Origin of the sequence: Pseudoalteromonas shioyasakiensis, from assembly GCF_001550135.1 — a bacterium.
Taxonomy (GTDB): Bacteria; Pseudomonadota; Gammaproteobacteria; order Enterobacterales; family Alteromonadaceae; genus Pseudoalteromonas; species Pseudoalteromonas shioyasakiensis.
This window is the reverse complement of the sequence record NZ_LRUE01000015.1, coordinates 234,387-255,468: the sequence shown is the minus strand read 5'-3', so window position 1 is coordinate 255,468 and position 21,082 is coordinate 234,387. Positions and strand designations below refer to the sequence as shown.

Here is a 21,082-nt window from a genome sequence, read left to right as displayed (position 1 = left end):
AGCAAGTTAGCCTTTGTACATAGTGTCAAAGTCAGGAATGTTTGCTTCCCATACCGGAATATCTTTGCCTATGTATTCACGCATAGCATCAAAGAATAAACGTGTTCTTACTGGTAAGTCTCTGTGTGGGTAAACTGCATACACCGCACTGTAATCGAGTAATTCCATATCGGTTAAAATAGGCACGAGATCGCCACGCTTAACTTCATCATCAAGAATAAAAGCCGGTGCTAGCACATAAGCATTGCCTGAGATAGCCTTCATCAAAAGTACTTCGGCATCGTTCGCACGAAAGACGCTTTTGATATTTTGTTCAATAATATCGCCATCGGCATTACGATAACGAATACCTCCAATGCGTTTACTTGGGCTTGAATAGCTAGCAGCAGGTAATTCTTTTAAGTCTTCAACATGTTTAGGCATACCGTATGTTTCGATGAACTCAGGTGAGGCTAAAAGTAACATACGGTTGCGGGCGATTTTACGAGCAATGAATGACGAGTCTTTTGGTTCGCCAACACGAAAAGCCAAATCATAGCCCTCTGATACTAAATCAATCAGTCTGTCGTCTAAACGAAGCTCTACTTCAACTTGCGGAAAACGTTTTTGAAAGTCATTAATTACAGGCTGAATATAACGCTTACCGATAATACTTGATGAGGTAATTTTTAACGTACCACGGGGTTCTTGGTGGTAATTCTCTGCAAGTCTTACGGTATCTGATAACAAATCTCTGAGTTCAGCTGCTTTTTTTACCATTTCAGCGCCAGCGGCAGTCAACGAAAAAGAGCGCGTGGTTCGATTAAGTAAACGCACCCCTAATTCATCTTCAAGACGGCTAATTTGTTTTGAAATGACAGAGCGGTCTATATTTCTAGACTCTGCGGCTTTGGCAAATGAGCCTCGTTCAATCACTTCAAGCAACATTAATAAGCGGCTGGTGGTATCCATAGCAGTTCCTTAAACTTTATTGGTGCCATTCTGGCATTAATGAATTTAAAAATCTATCATTTTTATCCGCTAATTAGTTCCGTAATATTGTCTCCAATCTATTAACAGGAGAGTCGTGATGAACAAATCTATTCTTGCAGTGGCAGTGACCATTGCGAGCTTAACGCTTGCAGGATGTGGCACAGAAGCCAATCAAGCAGCGCAGCAACAGCAATTACAACCAATCGATGTAGCACAAGTGCTTGTTAAGCCGGTACAAAATTGGCACACCTATACAACGCGTTTAGAGGCGCCACAAGAAGTTGCGCTTATGCCGCGTGTTTCGGGTGTTATCGATAAAATTAACTTTAAAGAAGGTGACAGCGTAAAAGAAGGCGATTTGCTTTTCACCCTTGATGCTCGCCCATTTGCTGCCGTAGTAGATAGCTTAAAAGCGCAAATCGAGAGCGCAAAGGCGGCACTTGAGCAAGCTAAAAGTGAAGCAAAACGCGCAGATCGCTTAACAGAGCGAAAAGCGATTTCAACGGAGCAAGCTGAGTCTCGTAAATCAACTCTAAGACAACGCGAAGCACAATTGCTAGCACTACAAGCTGAGCTTACTGCCGCTGAGCTTGATTTAGCATTTACGCAAGTGCGTTCGCCAATTGATGGCGTTGTATCTCGTGCGAATATCACCAAAGGTAACAATGTTCTTGCAGGTCAAAGCGTATTAACAAGCATTGTTTCAAACCAGCAAATGTATGCTTATTTTGATATTGATGAGCGTACGTGGAATCGGTCATTTGCTGATGTGACAGCGCAAAGTGAACAAGCGGTTGTGATGCAAAAAGTGGGTCAAACCAGCTTTAACTACAATGGCAAAATCAACTTCATTGATAACCAAATCAACGAAACTACCGGCACTCTTCGTGTACGTGCAGTGTTTGAAAACGATGAACAACAATTACGTGCGGGTTCATTTGCTCGTATCAAACTTGCTGCCAATAAAGTGAGCGAAAAAGTCATCGTGCCAGAACGTGCAATTGGGACTGATTTAAAGAATCGCTTTGTACTTACCGTAGGTGAAGGCAATGTTCTTGAATATAAATTAGTGACTGTGGGTGAGCGTTACGGCAGCTTACGAGCGATTACATCGGGTCTAAACGAAAATGATGTGATTGCTGTGAATGGCCCGGCGCGTGTTGGTCCTGGTATGCCTATTTCACCAAACACAGTCACTATTAATAGCGATGGAATTGCATTCACTCTTTCAAATAATCACTCAGATTTGGTTGCTAAACAGTAGGTCAAAATGAAATTTTCACACTTTTTTATCCAGCGACCCATCTTTGCAGCGATGCTGTCGCTTATCTTTCTCATCGCAGGGGCAATCTCGTTATTTCAATTGCCAGTGAGTGAGTACCCAGAGGTAGTGCCTCCAACTGTTGTTGTGACGGCAAGTTACCCGGGTGCAAACCCAACGGTAATTGCTGAAACAGTGGCGACGCCGCTTGAGCAAGAAATCAATGGTACTGAAAACATGTTGTATATGTTTTCGCAAGCAACCAGTGATGGCCGTATGACGTTAACAGTTACCTTTGCATTAGGGACTGATTTAGATCGTGCGCAAGTACAAGTACAAAACCGTGTTAACAGTGCGCTACCACGCTTACCGCAAGAAGTTCAGCGTTTAGGTGTTGTCGCTGAAAAATCATCACCAGATTTAACCATGGTGGTGCATTTATACTCACCAGAAAAAACGCATGATACAACTTACTTAGCCAACTATGCCGATTTGTATATCAAAGACCAAATTGCACGTCTTCCTGGTGTGGGTGATGTTCGTATGTTTGGTGGTGGTCAATACTCAATGCGTGTTTGGCTTAACCCTGATGCACTCTCTGCTCGTGACTTAACAGCCATGGACGTAGTAAATGCATTACGCGCGCAGAACCAACAAGTAGCTGCGGGTAGTTTAGGTGCACAACCAACTTCGAAAAGTAATCAATTTCAAATTCTGATGAATGTAAAAGGGCGCTTAAGCTCAAAAGAAGAATTTGAAAATGTGATCATCAAAGTAGGTGAGCAAGGTCAGCTTACACGTTTAAGTGATGTTGCACGCCTTGAATTAGGCCAAGACACTTATGCACTAAGAGCGATGTTAGATGGTCAACCAGCCCTTGCAATGCCGGTATTCCAGCGCCCGGGGTCAAATGCGATAGAGCTTTCTGATCAAGTGCGTGAAACCATGAAAGGTTTATCAAAAGACTTTCCGGCAGGTGTTGAATACGACATTGTTTATGACCCAACTGTATTCGTACGCGGCTCAATTGATGCTGTTATTAAAACGCTACTAGAGGCAATTGCGTTAGTGGTTATTGTTGTAGTGGTGTTCTTACAAACTTGGCGTGCATCGGTTATCCCGCTTATTGCGGTACCTGTATCTTTGATTGGTACGTTTGCGGTTATGCAATGGTTGGGTGTGTCGATTAATACCTTATCGCTATTCGGCTTGGTTCTTGCCATTGGTATTGTTGTTGATGATGCCATTGTTGTGGTTGAAAACGTTGAGCGTAATATCGAGCAGGGCTTATCGCCACTTGAAGCAACCCGTGTCGCGATGACCGAAGTAACAGGACCAATTATTGCCATTGCACTTGTATTGTGTGCGGTATTTATTCCAACAGCGTTTATTACGGGGTTATCTGGTCAATTTTATAAGCAATTTGCATTAACTATTACAATTTCGACGGTTATCTCAGCATTTAACTCGTTAACACTATCGCCTGCGTTATCGGCGTTGTTACTAAAAGGTCATGATGCAAAACCAGACCGTTTAACTAAGTTATTAAATCGCATATTCGGTAATTGGCTATTTAAACCTTTTAACCGCTTATTTTATAAAGGCGCCAATGGCTACGAAAAGCTGGTTCAAAAGCTAATTCGTATGAGTGTGATTGTATTAGTTGCTTATGTTGCGCTTGTTGGTGGCACAGTTAAATTGTTCGATGCTGTACCAGGCGGTTTTATCCCACAGCAAGATAAGCAATATTTAGTTGCTGTTGCACAGTTACCAGATGCGGCAAGCTTAGATAGAACTCAAGAAGTCGTGCAAGAAATGGAAAAAATTGCATTACAAGTACCGGGTGTTGCAAACACAGTATCGTTTCCTGGTTTATCGGTGAATGGTTTCACAAATAGCCCTAACAGCGGCATTATGTTTACTCCACTTGCACCTTTTGAAGAGCGCCAAGATCCGAGTATGTCAGCAATGGCAATTGCGGCTCAGTTAAATCAAAGGTTTGCGACTATTGATGAAGCGTTTGTTGCGGTATTCCCGCCACCGCCAATTCAAGGTTTAGGGACAACAGGTGGCTTTAAACTACAAATTGAAGACCGTGCTAACAAAGGCTTTGAGGAACTCTTTAATAGCTTACAAGCAACCATTGCTAAAGCACAACAAGACCCTGCGTTAATGGGCCTATACTCAACCTTTAGAATTCAAGTACCACAAATGGATATCGACATCGATCGTGAGCAAGCGCTTATTCAAGGTATTCCACTTGATGAAGTATTTAATGCCTTACAAGTGTACTTAGGTTCTGTGTACGTCAATGACTTTAACTTGTTTGGTCGTACTTATCAGGTTAATGCACAAGCTGATGCCGATTACCGTCAAGATCCAGATCAAATCTTGAATCTTAAGGTACGTAACCGTATGGGTGAGATGGTGCCATTAGGCTCTGTATTAACGGTAACGCCAACAACAGGCCCAGATCGTGTAATGCACTATAACGGTTATCCAACAGCTGAACTAAATGGTAGCCCTGCGCCAGGTTATAGCTCAGACCAAGCACAGCATGCGATTGAAGTAATCCTTGCCGATACATTACCAAATGGTATCGAGTTTGAATGGACAGAAGTAACGTATCAGCAAATATTAGCAGGTAATACCATGGTGTATGTTTTCCCACTGGTTGTATTACTTGTGTTCATGGTACTTGCTGCCCAATACGAGAGCTTAAGATTACCACTGGCTATTATTTTGATTGTGCCTATGACGATTTTCTCGGCCTTGTTAGGTGTGTGGCTTGTTGGTGATGACAACAACATCTTCACGCAAATTGCACTCATCGTACTGGTTGCACTGGCAAGCAAAAACGCCATCTTGATGGTTGAATTTGCACGAGATCAGCATAAAACGGGGCTGTCTCACCTTGAAGCCATTATTAAAGCGTGTCGCTTAAGACTTCGCCCAATTTTAATGACGTCAATTGCCTTTACAGCAGGTGTTGTCCCCCTTGTTTTAGCAACTGGTGCAGGTGCAGAGATGCGTCATGCCATGGGTAACGCGGTATTCTCAGGCATGATTGGTGTAACCGTGTTTGGCTTATTGTTCACCCCGGTGTTTTATATGTTAGTAACTAAAAAATCGCAGAAGGAGCAACATGATGCATAAGCCTCTTCATGCAATCTTTAAACACGGCAAACTAGTTAGTGCAATGCTGTTAGCCGGAGCACTGGCAGGCTGCGCACAAAGCGTCGATATGCAAGAGCAGCAAGTGAGCCTGACACAATTTGTTAGCGATACACAAATTGGTGAACAAAACGAAGGTGCGAGCGAAAATAATTGGTGGCGCCGTTTAGATTCGCCGCAGTTAAACAATTTAGTAACTGATGCATTAGCAATGAATCACGACCTAAAAACCAGTCAACTTCAGCTTGATGCAGCCATTGCCCGTTTAGGTGCAGCCCGCGCGGATTATTATCCGCAGGGCAGCCTAAGCGTAGGCGCAGAGCGCAGCAGCTTAGATGGCGCAATTACGCGCCAATCAAACGCAGGGGTTAATGTTAATTGGCAGCTTGATTTGTTTGGCCGTATTACAGCGCTGGTGGATGCAGCTAATGCAGGTGCACTAAACCAAGCAGAGCAGCTAAGAGCATTACAGGTTGAAGTGGTTTCAGCTGTAGTGCAAGGCTATGTAAGCTATCAAGGTAATGTGCAAAAGCAAGCTATCATTGAGATGCAAATCGAGGCGCTCGAGCAAAGTATAGATGTGCTCAAAGCGCGAGTAGAAGAGGGGGTTGCGAATGAGCTTGATCTTAACCGTACCCTTGCGCAGTTAAAGCAGCAACAAGCGCTTATTCCTGAGCTTAGTTACTTGCAATATCGTGACCTCGCAACCCTTGCGGTACTAACTGGTCGACTTGCAAGCGACATAACTTTGATAGAAGAGCCTGAGTTACTCAGCCACGAATTTAGCGTTTCGTTTACTAAAGCCAGTGAAGCAATGGCTCTCAGACCAGATATTACCAGTGCTTTGTATCAGTTTAGTCAGGCTTATTCGCTAAGTGTTGCCGCCTCAAAAGCACTACTGCCAGATATTAGTCTGGCAGGGTTTGCAGGTGTGGTGAGCTTAACCAGTAATGGCTTAGAAGATACCGTGCAACAATGGCAAGTAACGCCAAAAGTTGAATGGTCATTACTCAGCTATCCTGCATTATTAGCGCAGCGTGATGCACAGCAGTTTTTAAGTGAAGCCGCTTACAGTGACTATCAAAGTAAAGTATTAAAAGCCATTAGCGATAGTGAACTTACTTTACAAAGACTAGTCAAACAGCAGCAACAGTTAAGTTATGCTGATCAGCGTTTTAATTATGCGAATAAAGCATTTGGTCAAGCTCAAGCAATGTATCAAGAAGGACAAATTCCTTACTTAGAGTTGTTAGATGCGAGACAGGATGTTTTAATAGCGCAAGAGAACGCTGTTGATTCAACAATTGCTTCGTTACAGGCCAAAGTAAGTGCTTATCAAGCGTTTAATGGTCGCTGGAGCTTTGAACTAAACAACCTTTAACCCAGAGTATTCAATGTCACATATTCAACAAACTACAGAACTTCCGTCAACAATGCGCGCGCTCGCACTGCTTGAGCCAAATGACGCGATTGCGTTATCTGAGCTTTCTGTGCCAGTACCGAGCCCTGAAGGCAACGAGCTCTTGATAAAAGTTGAATATGTGGGCTTAAATCATGGTGATGCCAACTTTGCAAAACAAGGTTTTTGTAAATGGCATTACCCGCATGTATTAGGCCATGATGCTGTTGGCGTGGTTGTTCAAGCAAATAAAGGTGTATTCCCTGGTGTGGGTGCACGTGTTGTATGGCACGCCAGCCTTGGTGACCAAGGTGTGTTATCTGAATACACAACGGTACCAAACTATGCGGTATCGGTTGTGCCAGATAACGTATCACCGGCAGATGCTGCAACTTTACCTTGTTCAGGTATGACGGCATTAATTGCCCTTGATAAGTTGCAGCTAAGCGAAGGGGATTCACTGTTTATTGATGCAGGTGCAGGCGGCGTTGGCCAATTCGCTATTCAATTTGCTAAGCAACGTGGCGCAACCGTATTTACCACTGCTAGCAAACACAATCATAAGTTACTTAAGCAATTAGGTGCTGATGTGGTGTTTGACTACAAAGACCCAAAACTTGAAGATAAAATTCGCCGTGAATTAGGTCCGCAGGGCTTTGATGCAGTGCTTGATTGTATTGGTGGTGATACCACTGTTCGTAACGTTGAGCTTATGCGCTTTTGTGGCCGTATTGCCTGTTTAAATGAGTTACCTAAGTTTGAACAAGAACTGATGTTTAGACGCGCACCAAATATTGGCATTGTATCCTTAGGTGGTGCATGGCTTGCAAATAGCTTATGTGCGCAACAAAAGCTGAGTTTTATGGGAAATTTATTACTCGATAATGCAGCCCGTGGTGAGATCAAACTACCACAAATCCATGCCGTTGATTTTAACGCTGAGGCTGTTTCAGCAGCTTTAAATAAACAACTTGCAGGTGGCTTTACTGGTAAACAAGTCGTGCAAGTAAGCGGTTAATTTTGCAAACTCACTGCCCAGTCATCCTGTTTGATGGTCAGTGTAATCTGTGCCATTTTTGTGTGCGGTTTATTGTTCGCTTTGATAAGCAAATCACTTTTAAGTTATGCCCAATGCAAAGCGATAAAGGTGAGCGTTTATTAAAGGCTCATGCAGTTAAAGATCCACTTTCCTCAATGTTAGTCATTGATAAAAACCAGCTATATAAACAAAGTGATGCTGTGTTATTTATCGCAACTCAACTAGGTTTTCCATTCTCTTTGGCTAACGTTTTCAAGCTACTGCCAAAATGCATTCGCGATCGTATGTATGATTGGGTTGGTCGTAATCGTTATCGTTTTTTTGGCAAACGGACACAGTGTAAGTTACTGACTGAAAGACAAAAGCAGCATTTTTTATAAACATTTAAAGCAAAGCTTGCTATTCTCATTATTGGGAACAAACAACAATAATAACAATATGAACATTCTCTTTCTAACCCTAAGTACGTTTTACATTGCTTTACTGCTATTACAGCCAGCATTGCCTCAACCTTTTTTGGAGCTATTTAAAACATTACCAATCGGCCTATTGATTGTGATGGTGTTAAAAAGGCGTAGTCAGGTACAAAATCGCACTTTTATTACTTTATTATTCGCTCTTAGTTTTTCAGCACTAGGTGATGTGTTGCTAGCCCTTGATACAGGGCAACTCTTTATAGGTGGTTTAGCGGCTTTTTTTATAAGCCATACCTTTTATATCATTACCATGTTGCCAATTAAAAACTGGCGACTAGACGTTGTACTTCTTTATCTATTTTTGGCCATCATCGTTTTTTGCTTATTCTATCCAAACTTAAATGACATGCTCGTCCCTGTGCTTTTCTATATGTTGGTACTTACCATAATGGCAAGCCTTACTTGGATGACGGATAAGTCGAACGGCTTTTTAGTGTTAGGTGGGGCAGTGTTTGTAATATCAGACTCTATTCTTGGCCTTAATCGTTTTTATTTAGAAATAGCCCATGCAGATATCGCAATAATGATAACGTATTACATTGCGCAATTTTGTTTGGTGACAGGATTTTTGCAGGCAACAAGTAAACATAAATAGCCGCAGTGGCTCAGTGGTGATTGCCGTGATAAAATATGCGCGTTTTAATTTTCGAGATTTTCCATGGCAAATACAGCGCACGCACTGCACATTCTTGTTAAGCACAAAGAACAAGCTGAAGACATTATCAAGCAACTAAAAAAAGGTGCTAAGTTTCAGACCCTAGCTAAAAAACATTCAACTTGTCCGTCGGGTAAAAAAGGCGGCGACTTGGGGGAATTTAGACGTGGGCAAATGGTGCCACAGTTTGACAAAGTAGCTTTCAGCGGCGAAATCTTAGAGCCTCATTTAGTGAAAACGCGCTTTGGTTGGCATGTAATTAAAGTGCTGTACCGAACTTAATTCCTAATAAGAATGCCTCCTGATGTGAGGCATACTAATTTATATTCAATTTTTAGGCATTACTTTATAGTAATTGAACTTTCATTTTCTGGAACTAGCTATAAAGTAAACTTTTTTAATATTTAAGTTTACATTTTTTTTTGGTCAGACTTCTTTAAATACACCACTAAATAGTGCTTTTGGGTTAACAGTGACTAACGTTAATTCGTTGGTAGAGATAAATCCATACCTACAATGTTGTGTATTTTAAACCACTAGAGTGTGGCTTATGAAGTTTTATGTAATTGGATATACCTCTAGCACGATAGTGATCATTAAATGGAGGTATATTATGAATACTCAATCAAGATTAAAACTAGCCGTTTTGGCTGCGAGTACTTTACTCGTTACCCAATTACATGCAGAACCATCTGGAAAAGGCAATGGAGAAACACCAAATGGTGTTCCTTTTAAGCATCTTCAAGAGCAAATAGATCAAAATAAAGCTGACTTAGACGCCTTAGCAGCAAGCACAGGCGCATCTATTGCTAGCATTGAAGCTGATGTAATGCTCATTCAACAAGATATCAGTGATTTATCTGCGCGTATAACAGCGAATGAAAATGATATCGCGGTTTTACAAAGTGATGTTGATGCGAATGCTTCACAAATATCAGCTTTAGAAGCAGAAACTGCAGCTCTTCAATCTGACTTAGATAACTTAGAAGCAAGCTTAGCATCTAAACAAGATGTCTTAGATGGCTCTTGCCCTGTTAATTCATCGCTTAGGGTGATTTATCCTGACGGAAGCTTTATTTGCGAAGTAGATACGAGCGATACGTACCAAAGCATACTGGTTAGAGTCGGCGGATATGTGCCAGTTAGCTCGTCTTATAGTGTGATGAGGCGAGCGGTTTCAGGTAACTGCCCTTCAGGTTATTTTGCAGTGAGTGGTGGTCCTGAATTAAGGCTTTTAGGTACGGGACGTAATGTTAATATTTCAAGCAGTAAGGTGTTATCAACATCAAGTTGGGAAGTCAATTTTTCAAGGGCTTATGGTAATGGTTTTAACTATGTACGTGTTAAAGCAATGTGTTTAAGAAGGTTTAATTAAGACATAATTAATCCATAGTTAACATAATAAACATTTTAATAGGATTATAAAAAAGCGTCAATTGACGCTTTTTTTTTACCCAAACGAGTTAGTTTATCTGTGGCTGCACATCTAAGCCATAGCCAAACATTACAGCTAATACCAATACAACCGATGCTGCGACCATTAGTTTGATCAGTAGTGGCAAACAGAATCTAAACCAATATCCGTAAGGCACACCAGCCATGCCTAAAATACCCATAAGTACGGCATTGGTAGGGATGATCATATTTGAAAAGCCATCACCAAATTGATAAGCAAGCACGGCGACTTGCCTTGGTACACCCACTAAATCACCTAGTGGCGCCATTAGTGGCATGGTGACATAAGCTTGCCCTGAACCAGAAGGAATAAAGGTATTAAGCAGGGTTTGAATAACCAACATACCAATTGCAGATATTTCAGCTGATACATAAGAAAGCGGTAACGACATGCCATGTACAAGGCTATGCAGGATTTGGCCGTCTTCTAAAATTAGTGCAATACCCCGTGCTACACCAATTAACACTGCAGTAGTAACAAGATCAGACACGCCTTCTATAAATTTGTTAGCTGCTTCATCAGCAGACAGTTTGCCTAAAATGGCGACAACCACACCCCAAGCAATAAAAACACCACCTAGCTCGTATAAGTACCAGCCCTTCGTTGCGATGCCCCATACTGCAATTGCAAGGGTAATAATAAAGCTGCCTAAAATGAGTTTATGGCGCAGGGCAAGTGCTGGGTAACTTGTTGCTGTTTGATTTTCCAGTGGGCAAGGCACGCCAATCATCATCGATTTAGACGGATCGTTCGCTACCTTTTTGGTGTATTGCCAAACATGATGAAAACCAATGAGCACAAATGGAATGAATATAGCTAAACGTAACCACAGACCAGAGTAAACAGGAATACCTGCAATTTGCTGTGCGATTAATACCGTAAATGGGTTAAATGCCGAAACACCATAACCAATACCATAACCTGCGACTATCATACCTACGGCAGTCATTGCATCTAGGCGCATTGCCTTACAAAGCGCTACAAGAATAATAACAAAAGGAATATATTCGCCGGCGGTACCAATACTGCTTGATGCTAAGGCAAAGCAAAACACCACCATAAAGATTAATCGTTGTGGTTTTTTACCGTGTCGCTCTAAAAGCCTACCAATGAGAGCATCAACAGTGCCTGTGGCACGTGCAACAGCTAATACACCGCCAACAATTAACACAAAGAAAATAACATCTTGAGCAGCAGCAAAAGCGCGAGGTATGGCTTGTAATAAATCCCATGGAGTTAAGTAATGGCGCTCAGCAACTGTTTGATAGGTGCCCGCAACAACCATTTCTCGGCCTGATTCACTTAATGTAGTAGTGAAAAAACCTTGTGGTACTAACCAAGTAGCAATAAGCGCAACAACCATCATGCACAGCAGCAGTATCAGGGTATGTGGAACTTTAAAACGTAAACCCATTTATTCTCCGTAATTATGTTAGGTTAAATTCTTGAAATCATAACATGATAAAAGCTGATAGGTTGTCTCTAAAATGTCCACACTGTTAATGATTGTAATAATTCAGATACAAAAAAGGCCAGAAAACTGGCCTTATAAAGTTAATTTGAATTTTATTTAGCTAAACCAAATGGGTCATCAATGCTATGAGCAGGCTCGGTAAACCAGCGCGGGCCTTCGTCTGTCATATAAAAGTGATCTTCTAAGCGAATACCAAACTCATCCGGTATTACTAACATAGGTTCGTTACTAAAACACATACCTGTTGCGAGTGGGGTAGGGTTACCACCCACTAGGTATGGCCATTCATGAATATCTAAACCAATGCCATGGCCTGTTCTGTGTGGGCAGCCTGGTGTTTGATACTCTGGTCCCATGCCATTTTCGGCGAGGTACTGCCTTGCAGCATCGTCTACTTTGCCACATGGCTCACCATTTTTTGCGGCAGCAAAAGCAGCAAGTTGGGCATTTTTTTCGTGTTGCCAAAACGTACGTTGGCGATCGGTTGCTCCACCAAATACATAAGTACGGGTAATGTCAGAGAGGTAATCATGTACTTTACAGCCAGTATCAATCAGTACCACATCACCTTTTTTAAGGGTTTGCGGGTTTTTAACGCCATGCGGGAAAGACGACGCAACACCAAATAACACAATACAAAAATAGTTACCCGGTGCGCCGACTTTTTGGTGCGCTTTTTTAATAAAGGCTTCAACCTCAGTTGTGGTGATACCTTCATAAAGCATACTTGCCGTTGCTTTATGTACTTCTAAAGTCATGTCCATTGCACGTTGCATTAGGGCAAGTTCGCTGGCTGACTTATGCATGCGGCAGTGAGCTGTTACGCACTGTGCGTTAACAATATTGTAATTGCCGTTCGCTTTATTAATGCCGTCGTAGATGAAAAACTGTGCGCTTTCATCAATACCAAGGGTACCATCTTTGCTAATGCCCATTTCTGTAAGAACATCTACACACAGTTGATAAGGGTTTTCGTGTTCTTGCCAGCCACGAATTGGGCCATCAATCACCATAAAATCGTTTAAGCTGCCGATTTCAAAAAACGGTGCTATGTATTGCACATCACCTTTAGCAGGTAAAATAGCGCCAACTAAACGCTCACTTGCGTACCAACGCATACCTGTAAAGTAGGCTAGGTTAGTGCCTGCATTTAAGTATATTGCATCAATATTGTTTGCTTGCATATACGCTTGTGCTTTTGCGATACGTGCATGAAATTCGTCATTTTGAATAGGGGTTAAATCTGTTGTCATATCTGACAAAGAGTCAAGCGCCTGCTCTGGCGTTTGTGTGCCAATACCGTAAGTTGTCATTGTGTACTCCTTGGTTTTTTGTGCATTGTGGCTTGAGTAAACAGCTGATGCAAACTCACTGCGACTAATCGCATAATATTCGTATTTATGGACATAACTGTTAGCATGCGCAAAAAATAAGGAGCGACAATGCAAGTTAATTACTTAAAAAGACAAGCTGAATTTAAAGCCTTGCTAGAGCAACAAGGTTACAGCGCCATGTTAGTACTTGGTCATGAAAATATTCGTTACTTAAGTGGTTTTAGCGGTAATGCTGCTTATGCATTAATTACTCAAAATGCGTGTGTGTTGATCACTGATTACAGATACCACCAACGTGCAATTGCTGAAACAACAGGGTTCGAAATTGTTTGTCGAGACAGAGACAACGAAACCCTTGGCCATTGTATAAATAGACACCTTAACCCGAACAGCCATGTCGCATTTGATGCAAGTTATGTCACGGTAGCAATTTGGCAAGGTGTGGCAGATGAGCTAAGCGGCCACACTTTAACAGCGGTAAACGGTTTAATTGAAAAACTAAGACGCGTTAAAGATAGCTGGGAAGTTGCACAAATTAAAGCTGCTGCAGCCATCGCTGATGAAGCATTAGCACAAACGCTACCTTATTTTAAACCGGGTGTAACTGAGCGTGACCTTGCGTTAGAGCTTGAATTTAGAATGCAAAAGCTCGGTTCAGAAGGAATGTCGTTTGCTACTATTATGCTGTTTGCAGAACGCTCAGCCTTGCCGCATGGTAACCCGTCAGATCAGGTTTTAAAACAAGGTGATTTTGTAACCCTTGACTTTGGTGCGGTTGTAAATGGTTATCGCTCTGATATGACCCGCAGTTACATCATTGGCGAAGCGTCAGAAAAACAAACCCGTATTTATAATACCGTACTCGATGCACAAAATGCGGCACTTGAAATGGTTAAACCAGGTGTTAATTGTTTAGATTTAAATGTTATATCAAACAATGTAATTGCAGAGGGGGGCTTTGGCGAGTATGCGGGTAAAGGTCTTGGTCATGGTTTAGGGCTGTTTTTACATGAAGTGCCATTTATTAACACATTGACAGACTACAACCTTGAAGTTGGTAATGTGATCACCATTGAGCCTGGCATTTATATACCAGGCTATGGTGGTGTGCGCCTAGAAGATGACATTGTTGTCACCGAATCTGGCTTTGAGGTGTTAACCCATGCGCCTAAGCCATTTATACTCTAGTGCTTAAATTAAAGATTATTTTTTAGCATACGCTAAGCGGGCTAAACGTTCAGTTACATGGTAACTATCTAGCCCGCTCACTGCGACTGTATCAATGGCTTCAATATCGACAAAGCCATCTTCTTGCAAGCAAGCCTCATCTAAGTAGATATCGGTTATTTCACCTATGATTAGCTCAGTGCCATTAATTGCAAGGTGGTGGTGTTCTTTCAGCTCAAGCGCATATTTAAGCTTACTTTCTTTAACAAAAGGCGCTGTACAGTCATTTAGGTATTCAGTAGTAAGCCCTGTTGCATCAAATTCAGACTCGTCCTTGTCGTAGCGTGCCGATGTTTGGTGCGCTTTGCTATAAATGTCTTTGTTGACATGGTTAATCGTGTAGTGCTTAGTCGCTAATAAGTTCTCTAGGGTGTGGCGAGGCACTGAATGAGGGCGAATTATCATACCCACTAAAGGGGGATGTGCCCCAAGATGAAATACTGAACTAACAATGGCTAAATTAGTTTGGCCATTATTATCTTGTGTGCCGACTAAGTTGGCACTTTTAAACCCCGACAAACTATTAATTAGATGGGCGCGGTAGCGGTTTTCTAAATCAGCAATGGCTTGTTTTGTTAAATGCATAAATTTCCTGTTACCAGTCTATGGGTTTTCCTTGCCAGTCAAAGTAGGCAGGGTTGTGTGATTGTTGTAAATAGTCAGCATCACTTATCAATAAATACAATTGCTCAGCTACAAACTCAGGGGTAAATAGCTTTCCTTCGGGCACATTTGCCTGAAAAGGTTTTGATAATGGCGTATCAGTAGTACCTGGGTGAAATAACACGCAGTGGCATTTTTTATAGCGTCTGCTAAGTTCAATTGCTGCAGATTTAAATAACATATTTAATGCCGCCTTCGATGCCCGATAGCTATACCAACCGCCTAACTTGTTATCACGAATGCTACCAACACGTGCACTAAGGGCACACACCACAGTTGAAACTTGTGGCTTTAAAAGCGATGAGAATAACGTCACACAGCGAATTGGTAGTAGAGCATTTGTCATCATGCTATTTATAAAGTGCTGCTCAGATATTTGTTCAAGTTTACGTTCAGGCACATTATCTGGATCATGCAATAGGCCGTTAAATATCATCAACTGGGCCAAATCATATTGGCCACCGGCAAGTTCTTTCGCAATACCACTTAAGCTTTGCTCTGAGTAGTCAGTAATAAAATGCTGGTGGCTTATCTCATTGCTTATAGATTCATTAAAACTTGCCTTAAATTCACCTCGACTGATGGTTACGATATGACCCGTGTTTATTCGTTTATATAGAGTGGTGAAATAGGCATTTGCAATTTCACTGCTTGCACCGCACAAAATATAGAGTTGCATTTTTGACCTGTTATAAAAATATTTGAAAATTTTTTCGCTCAAACTATCACCAACTAATAAAGTGATAGTAGCTCTGTTTGTCTTGATCTAAACCTACAAACACATAAAAAAGGCGGGTAAAAATTTGACCATGCAAACTTTAAGGATGCCTTAAATTACGGGGATTTTACCTTTTAAATTGGTAAGTCCATTTTACCAATTGAGCTGGCTTTAACGCTTTGCAGCTGACTAAGCTGCGTATTTATTACACTTTTATGTTTATAGATTGGTTATTCTTTTTTACGAGTATGTTAGAAAATTCGATCTATTAAATTAACGCTGACAATGATATTAATAAAAGGGATCAGTGTTTAGCTGCGTTCGTGCTTGGCTAAATACTGTGCAGTAAGTACTTTCAACTTAGTTAAAGAAAGGAGTATGAGAATGAGTGAACAATACGCTGCACTTCGCGGTAATGTTAGTATGCTTGGACAAATGCTGGGTCAAACCATTAAAGATGCACAAGGACAAGCCATTTTAGATAAGGTAGAAGAGATTCGTGCTTTATCTAAATCGTCACGTAGTGGTAACGAAGCCGACAGACAAGCGCTTATCGAAGTACTACACGCTCTCACAGATGAAGAACTATTACCGGTTGCACGCTCATTTAATCATTTTTTGAATCTTGCTAATGTTGCTGAACAATTTCATACCGTATCTCGCTTTAATGATGTTGGTTTTTGCCAACTAAACCCTCTCACTCAAACATTAAAAGCGTTAGCAACAGCATCAAAGCAAGGTCAAGTTGATCCTAATCACTTGGCGCAAACACTCTCAAAACTCCACATCAATTTAGTTCTGACGGCTCACCCAACTGAGGTGACACGCCGTACAATGATCAATAAACACGTAGAATTAAGTGATTGCCTTGCCTCTTTAGAGCGTAAAGACAACTTACCTAGTGAACGTGCAGATTTATTAAACCGCATTGCCCAACTTATTAGCCAAGCGTGGCATACCGATGACATTCGTCGCTCACGCCCAACGCCAATTGACGAAGCTAAATGGGGTTTTGCGGTTATTGAAAATAGCTTATGGCACGCTGTTCCGCGTTTCTTACGTGAGTTTGGCGAAGACGTAAAAGCAGAGCTTGATTTAGAGCTACCTATTGATTTCAGCCCAATTGAATTTACTTCTTGGATGGGCGGCGACCGTGATGGTAACCCGTTTGTAACTGCTGAAGTCACACAGCAAGTACTTGATCATGGTCGCTGGATGGCACTTGATTTGTATTCGCGTGATATCGAAACGCTAAGCAATGAGTTATCTATGTCGGATGCAAGCGATGAGCTTATTGAGCTTGCGGGCCAAGACTTTGAACCTTACCGTGCGGTACTTAAAAAATTAAAGAATCAAATTGCTGAAACTGTGACGCATTTGGGCGCTAAAATTAAGAAAAAGCGCACTGATTCTGAAGATTTAATTACCGATATCGCGCAAATTAAACACCCAATCGAAGTGTGTTATCGCTCGCTTATTAAGACCAACATGAAAGTAGTTGCCGATGGCTTGCTACTTGATGTTCTGCGCCGTATTAATAGCTTTGGTCTGCGCCTTGCAAAACTTGATGTACGTCAGGATTCATCGCGTCATGGTGATGTTTTCTCTGAGCTAACACGTTATTTAGGTTTAGGTGATTACCATCAATGGCAAGAAGAAGACAAACAAGCGTTTTTACTTGCTGAGCTAAACTCTCGACGTCCGCTAATTCCAAAACATTGGCAACCAAGCCCAGAAGTACAAGAGGTGCTAGATACATTCGATGTAATCGCAGCGCAAGATGCTCAAACATTTGGCTTGTATATTATCTCGATGGCACGTACCGCATCTGATGTACTGGCAGTGCAGTTATTGCTTAAAGAAAGTGGTTGTAAGTTTAACTTACCGGTTGCGCCATTATTTGAAACGTTAGACGACTTAAATAATGGTAAAGAGGTTATCGAATGTTTACTTGATAACACTTGGTACCGAGGTCATATTCAAAACCAGCAAAATGTCATGATCGGCTACTCAGATTCAGCAAAAGATGCAGGTATGATGGCTGCCGGTTGGGCACAATATGAAGCTATGGATAAGCTGGTACAATTAGCCGAAAATCGCGGTATTGAACTTATTTTATTCCACGGCCGTGGTGGTACTGTTGGTCGCGGTGGCGCGCCAGCTGCCCAAGCTCTTCGCTCACAGCCTCCAGGTTCATTAAAAGGTGGCCTACGTGTAACAGAGCAAGGTGAAATGATCCGCTTTAAGTTTGGTTTGCCTGCTGTAGCGCTACAAAGCTTAAATATTTATGCCGGTGCAGTTCTAGAAAGTAACTTGTTGCCGCCACCAGAGCCTAAGAGCGAATGGCGTGATGTTATGGAGCTTATTAGTGCAGATTCTTGTGAGCATTACCGTCAAGTTGTGCGCCATGATGAAAACTTTGTGCCTTATTTTAGAATGGCAACGCCAGAGCAAGAGCTTTCTAAATTACCACTTGGTTCTCGCCCTGCGAAGCGTAACCCGAACGGTGGAGTAGAAAGCCTTCGTGCTATTCCATGGATTTTTGCATGGAGCCAAAACCGTTTAATGCTTCCAGCTTGGTTGGGTGCATTAACAGGCCTTAAAGCTGCTTTAGATAAGTATGGCATCGAGACACTTCATGAAATGAGCTTAAAATGGCCATTCTTCCGTGCTCGTTTAGAGATGCTAGAAATGGTATTTAGTAAAGCAGATACATGGTTAAGTGCGCATTACGATGATGCACTAGTAACTGAACAATATAAGCCATTAGGCGTGAAGCTACGTCAAGAATTGAGCGAGGCGATTGAGCTTGTTCAGTCGCTTAGCCCACAAAAGAGCTTACTTGCAGACCAACCTTGGATCAAAGAGTCAATCGCACTTCGTAACCCGTACACAGATCCACTTAACTTATTACAAGTCGAGTTACTGCGTCGTTCACGCGAAGCTGACGAGGGATCTGAAGGCGATATTGATAATGCCTTGATGATCACTATGACAGGTATCGCTGCAGGTATGCGTAATACCGGTTAATAGCTAGTATCATCGACCAATCGAGCATCGATTGGTAGGCTAATAACAAATCGTGCGCCGTGGTTACATGGCTCGGCGCCGATTTTCCCTCTTAGGTTATATTTAACCGCGTTAAATACCACGTTTAAACCAAGCCCTAAATGATTTCCGCCTAAATTAGTGGTGTAAAATGGCGTAAATATTTCATGAAGTATTTCGTCGTTTATTCCCACGCCGTTATCTTGGTAAGTAATTTCAACCACATGTGTATAGGCTTTAACTGTTACCTCGACAACACCTTGGTCAGAATTAACAAAGCCATGCTCGCAGGAATTAATAACCAAGGTTTTTAATACATCACTTAAGATAGTTGGATATGACGTAATAACAGCCTCATCACCATGAATTTTAAACTCAATTTGCTTACCAAGATGTTTACTCAAAGGGTATAAACGATGACTAATAAAGCTTGGTAGCTGTATTTTGCTCATTGGTTTATCAAGGTGAATAGACACATTGAGCGCTTTGAATTCTTCGACAATTCCGGCAAGTCGATTAATGCTACTGATCACCAACTCTTTAGCGCTATTGGTATCGGTAATAAACTTATGAAAATGTTTGCTAGAGAGCTCTCGGGCTTTAAATTTTTCTTCTAAACCTTCCATGTAATCATCGATTAATGAACTTGCGGTCACTATGGTGCCAATAGGGGTATTAAGTTGATGCGCCATACCAGATACCAGTGCTGTTAAAGAGGCTATTTTTTCGATTTCAATCAGATGATCTTGTGTATCTTTTAACTGCTCTAATGCTTTAGTTAATTTTTGTTTTTGTTTGTCTATGCTGTTAATGGCGATAAGTGAGCCAAATAAAATAACAACTAAACAGATGCTTACTACAATCGTGAGGTCTTTAAATGCGTTGGCTTTAGTTGCTTTTATTTGCTCAGCACGAGTTAGGTTAGAAATTCTTACTTCTTTTGCGGCAACATCGGCTTCTGCAAGTGCTTTTGCTAAATTCACTTTGGCTTGTCTGGTTAAAATAGCGGCGTTAATGTACGAATATTGTTTATAAGCGCTAAGTGCATTTACATAATTTTTTTGTTGCTCGTAAAGCTCTGCACTTAATTTGGCAATCGATAATAGGGTTTCAAAATTAGTATGGCTAACAGTGTGAGTATCAACGGATGCAAGCGTTGTGAGTGCTTTATCAGTATGTCCTTGTGCCTCATACGTTTCTGCTAAACATAAAATAATATTAAGTTGCTCATTCTCAAGTTGTTTATTTTCAATAAGCGTTGAAGCCTCGTTGAGTACCTTTTCTGAGTCTTCTAAAAAACCTTGAAAACGTAATACTTTGGCTTTTAAAACAAGGCTTGAAGCAAGGTGAGTGGTGTAGTTGTGTTGGCTTTGCAGCCCAATAGCTTCATTGATAATCTTGAGTGCTTCTGGATACTGTTTTAACCCAATTAAAGCTAGCGCTAAATTATTACTTGCAAATGATTCGTTGAGAGTTTGATTTTTACTGTGGGCATAATCTCGATAGTATGTGAACGAGTCGGCAGCTTCTTTATAACGGTTTAAACGTAGCTTTACTAAAGCGATATTATTTTCGGTTTGATAAACTAAACGCTCATCTCGAGATTGTGCAAATGGCATGGCATCGCGATAGTACGCTAAGGCTTCTTCATATAGACCTAAGCGCGCATAAATGCCCCCTGAAATATTAAAATAGCCATACATGAGGTCTTTTTCATCAGATTGAGAAACCATATTCATGTACTTAACAATGGTTTCCATGGCTTGTTCAAGCTTGTCAGTCTCAAGCAAAAACCAAGCTTTATAATTAGTGACTATAATCTTTTGTTCTAGTGTTAGTTCGGTAGTTTCAATCAGCGCATTGACAAACTCAAGCCCTTCTTGAGGTGAACTGGCGTAGCTTTGCCTTATTGAGGTTCTAAGCTTTTCAAATTCTTTAATGGGCATCGCTTTAGGTGTTGTTGAAATTAATAAAATCAACAAGGTAAAGCCAAATAATATAACCAATCGCGCTTTCATGACACACCAATCCATTTAAAAGTGAGCTTAAAAAACGCTCACCCATTTTGCTGTCTAATTAACGCTAAATATTATAAATTTTAACTAAATATAGGTTTATCTGAAAAAGCTGATTCTATGAAAGGAAAACTCATACTTGTGTCTAAAGTAAATAAGATATGAATTTGC

General features: G+C 41.3%; 16 protein-coding genes. 10 read left to right on the top strand and 6 right to left on the bottom strand.

Annotation, left to right across the window (positions count from 1 at the left end; all coding sequences use genetic code 11):
- Positions 1-6: 6 nt before the first annotated feature.
- Complete coding sequence (locus tag PASHI_RS10315; RefSeq protein WP_055199166.1) at positions 7-951, bottom strand: LysR family transcriptional regulator; 945 nt, start codon at positions 949-951, stop codon at positions 7-9.
- A gap of 118 nt (positions 952-1,069) precedes the next feature.
- On the opposite strand from PASHI_RS10315, the gene PASHI_RS10310 reads away from it, so the two are divergent.
- The 8 genes from PASHI_RS10310 to PASHI_RS10275 all read left to right on the top strand — a co-directional run bounded on the left by PASHI_RS10310 (position 1,070) and on the right by PASHI_RS10275 (position 10,351).
- Positions 1,070-2,236 (top strand): efflux RND transporter periplasmic adaptor subunit, encoded by a 1,167-nt coding sequence (locus tag PASHI_RS10310; protein ID WP_062565532.1) that lies wholly within the window; start codon positions 1,070-1,072, stop codon positions 2,234-2,236.
- 6 nt (positions 2,237-2,242) lie between these two features.
- Complete coding sequence (locus PASHI_RS10305) at positions 2,243-5,389, top strand: efflux RND transporter permease subunit (RefSeq protein ID WP_062565531.1); 3,147 nt, start codon at positions 2,243-2,245, stop codon at positions 5,387-5,389.
- Positions 5,382-6,788: a TolC family protein gene (locus PASHI_RS10300; protein ID WP_062565530.1), complete on the top strand. Its 1,407-nt coding sequence runs from the start codon at positions 5,382-5,384 to the stop codon at positions 6,786-6,788. Before PASHI_RS10305 ends, PASHI_RS10300 begins: the two co-directional genes overlap by 8 nt.
- Before the next feature lie 13 nt (positions 6,789-6,801).
- Positions 6,802-7,824: a zinc-binding dehydrogenase gene (locus PASHI_RS10295; RefSeq protein ID WP_062565529.1), complete on the top strand. Its 1,023-nt coding sequence runs from the start codon at positions 6,802-6,804 to the stop codon at positions 7,822-7,824.
- 2 nt (positions 7,825-7,826) lie between these two features.
- Positions 7,827-8,225, top strand: a complete 399-nt coding sequence (locus tag PASHI_RS10290; RefSeq protein ID WP_062565528.1) for a thiol-disulfide oxidoreductase DCC family protein — start codon at positions 7,827-7,829, stop codon at positions 8,223-8,225.
- A 58-nt stretch (positions 8,226-8,283) separates the two neighbouring features.
- Positions 8,284-8,916, top strand: a complete 633-nt coding sequence (locus PASHI_RS10285) for a lysoplasmalogenase (RefSeq protein WP_062565527.1) — start codon at positions 8,284-8,286, stop codon at positions 8,914-8,916.
- 63 nt (positions 8,917-8,979) lie between these two features.
- The gene (ppiC, locus tag PASHI_RS10280; RefSeq protein ID WP_055021968.1) at positions 8,980-9,258 is read left to right on the top strand and encodes a peptidylprolyl isomerase PpiC; all 279 of its coding nucleotides are present in this window, start codon (positions 8,980-8,982) and stop codon (positions 9,256-9,258) included.
- 331 nt (positions 9,259-9,589) lie between these two features.
- A complete protein-coding gene (locus PASHI_RS10275; protein WP_062565526.1) occupies positions 9,590-10,351 on the top strand; it encodes a hypothetical protein in 762 nt (253 codons plus the stop codon).
- Positions 10,352-10,439: 88 nt separating this feature from the next.
- On the opposite strand, the gene PASHI_RS10270 is transcribed toward PASHI_RS10275, so the two are convergent.
- Positions 10,440-11,846: a YfcC family protein gene (locus PASHI_RS10270; protein ID WP_062565525.1), complete on the bottom strand. Its 1,407-nt coding sequence runs from the start codon at positions 11,844-11,846 to the stop codon at positions 10,440-10,442.
- A 152-nt stretch (positions 11,847-11,998) separates the two neighbouring features.
- Positions 11,999-13,219: a M24 family metallopeptidase gene (locus tag PASHI_RS10265; protein ID WP_062565524.1), complete on the bottom strand. Its 1,221-nt coding sequence runs from the start codon at positions 13,217-13,219 to the stop codon at positions 11,999-12,001.
- A gap of 129 nt (positions 13,220-13,348) precedes the next feature.
- Between PASHI_RS10265 and PASHI_RS10260 the strand changes: the two genes are divergently transcribed.
- The gene (locus PASHI_RS10260; protein WP_062565523.1) at positions 13,349-14,428 is read left to right on the top strand and encodes a M24 family metallopeptidase; all 1,080 of its coding nucleotides are present in this window, start codon (positions 13,349-13,351) and stop codon (positions 14,426-14,428) included.
- Positions 14,429-14,443: 15 nt separating this feature from the next.
- On the opposite strand, the gene PASHI_RS10255 is transcribed toward PASHI_RS10260, so the two are convergent.
- The gene (locus tag PASHI_RS10255; RefSeq protein ID WP_062565522.1) at positions 14,444-15,052 is read right to left on the bottom strand and encodes a flavin reductase family protein; all 609 of its coding nucleotides are present in this window, start codon (positions 15,050-15,052) and stop codon (positions 14,444-14,446) included.
- Between the two features lie 10 nt (positions 15,053-15,062).
- Positions 15,063-15,809 carry an SDR family oxidoreductase gene (locus PASHI_RS10250; RefSeq protein ID WP_062565521.1) on the bottom strand — a complete coding sequence of 249 codons (747 nt, stop codon included), beginning with the start codon at positions 15,807-15,809 and terminating at the stop codon, positions 15,063-15,065.
- 423 nt (positions 15,810-16,232) lie between these two features.
- Between PASHI_RS10250 and ppc the strand changes: the two genes are divergently transcribed.
- A complete protein-coding gene (ppc, locus tag PASHI_RS10245) occupies positions 16,233-18,878 on the top strand; it encodes a phosphoenolpyruvate carboxylase (protein ID WP_062565520.1) in 2,646 nt (881 codons plus the stop codon).
- Here ppc and PASHI_RS10240 read toward each other — a convergent pair.
- The gene (locus tag PASHI_RS10240; protein ID WP_062565519.1) at positions 18,875-20,914 is read right to left on the bottom strand and encodes a tetratricopeptide repeat-containing sensor histidine kinase; all 2,040 of its coding nucleotides are present in this window, start codon (positions 20,912-20,914) and stop codon (positions 18,875-18,877) included. The genes ppc and PASHI_RS10240 overlap by 4 nt on opposite strands.
- Positions 20,915-21,082: the final 168 nt, after the last annotated feature.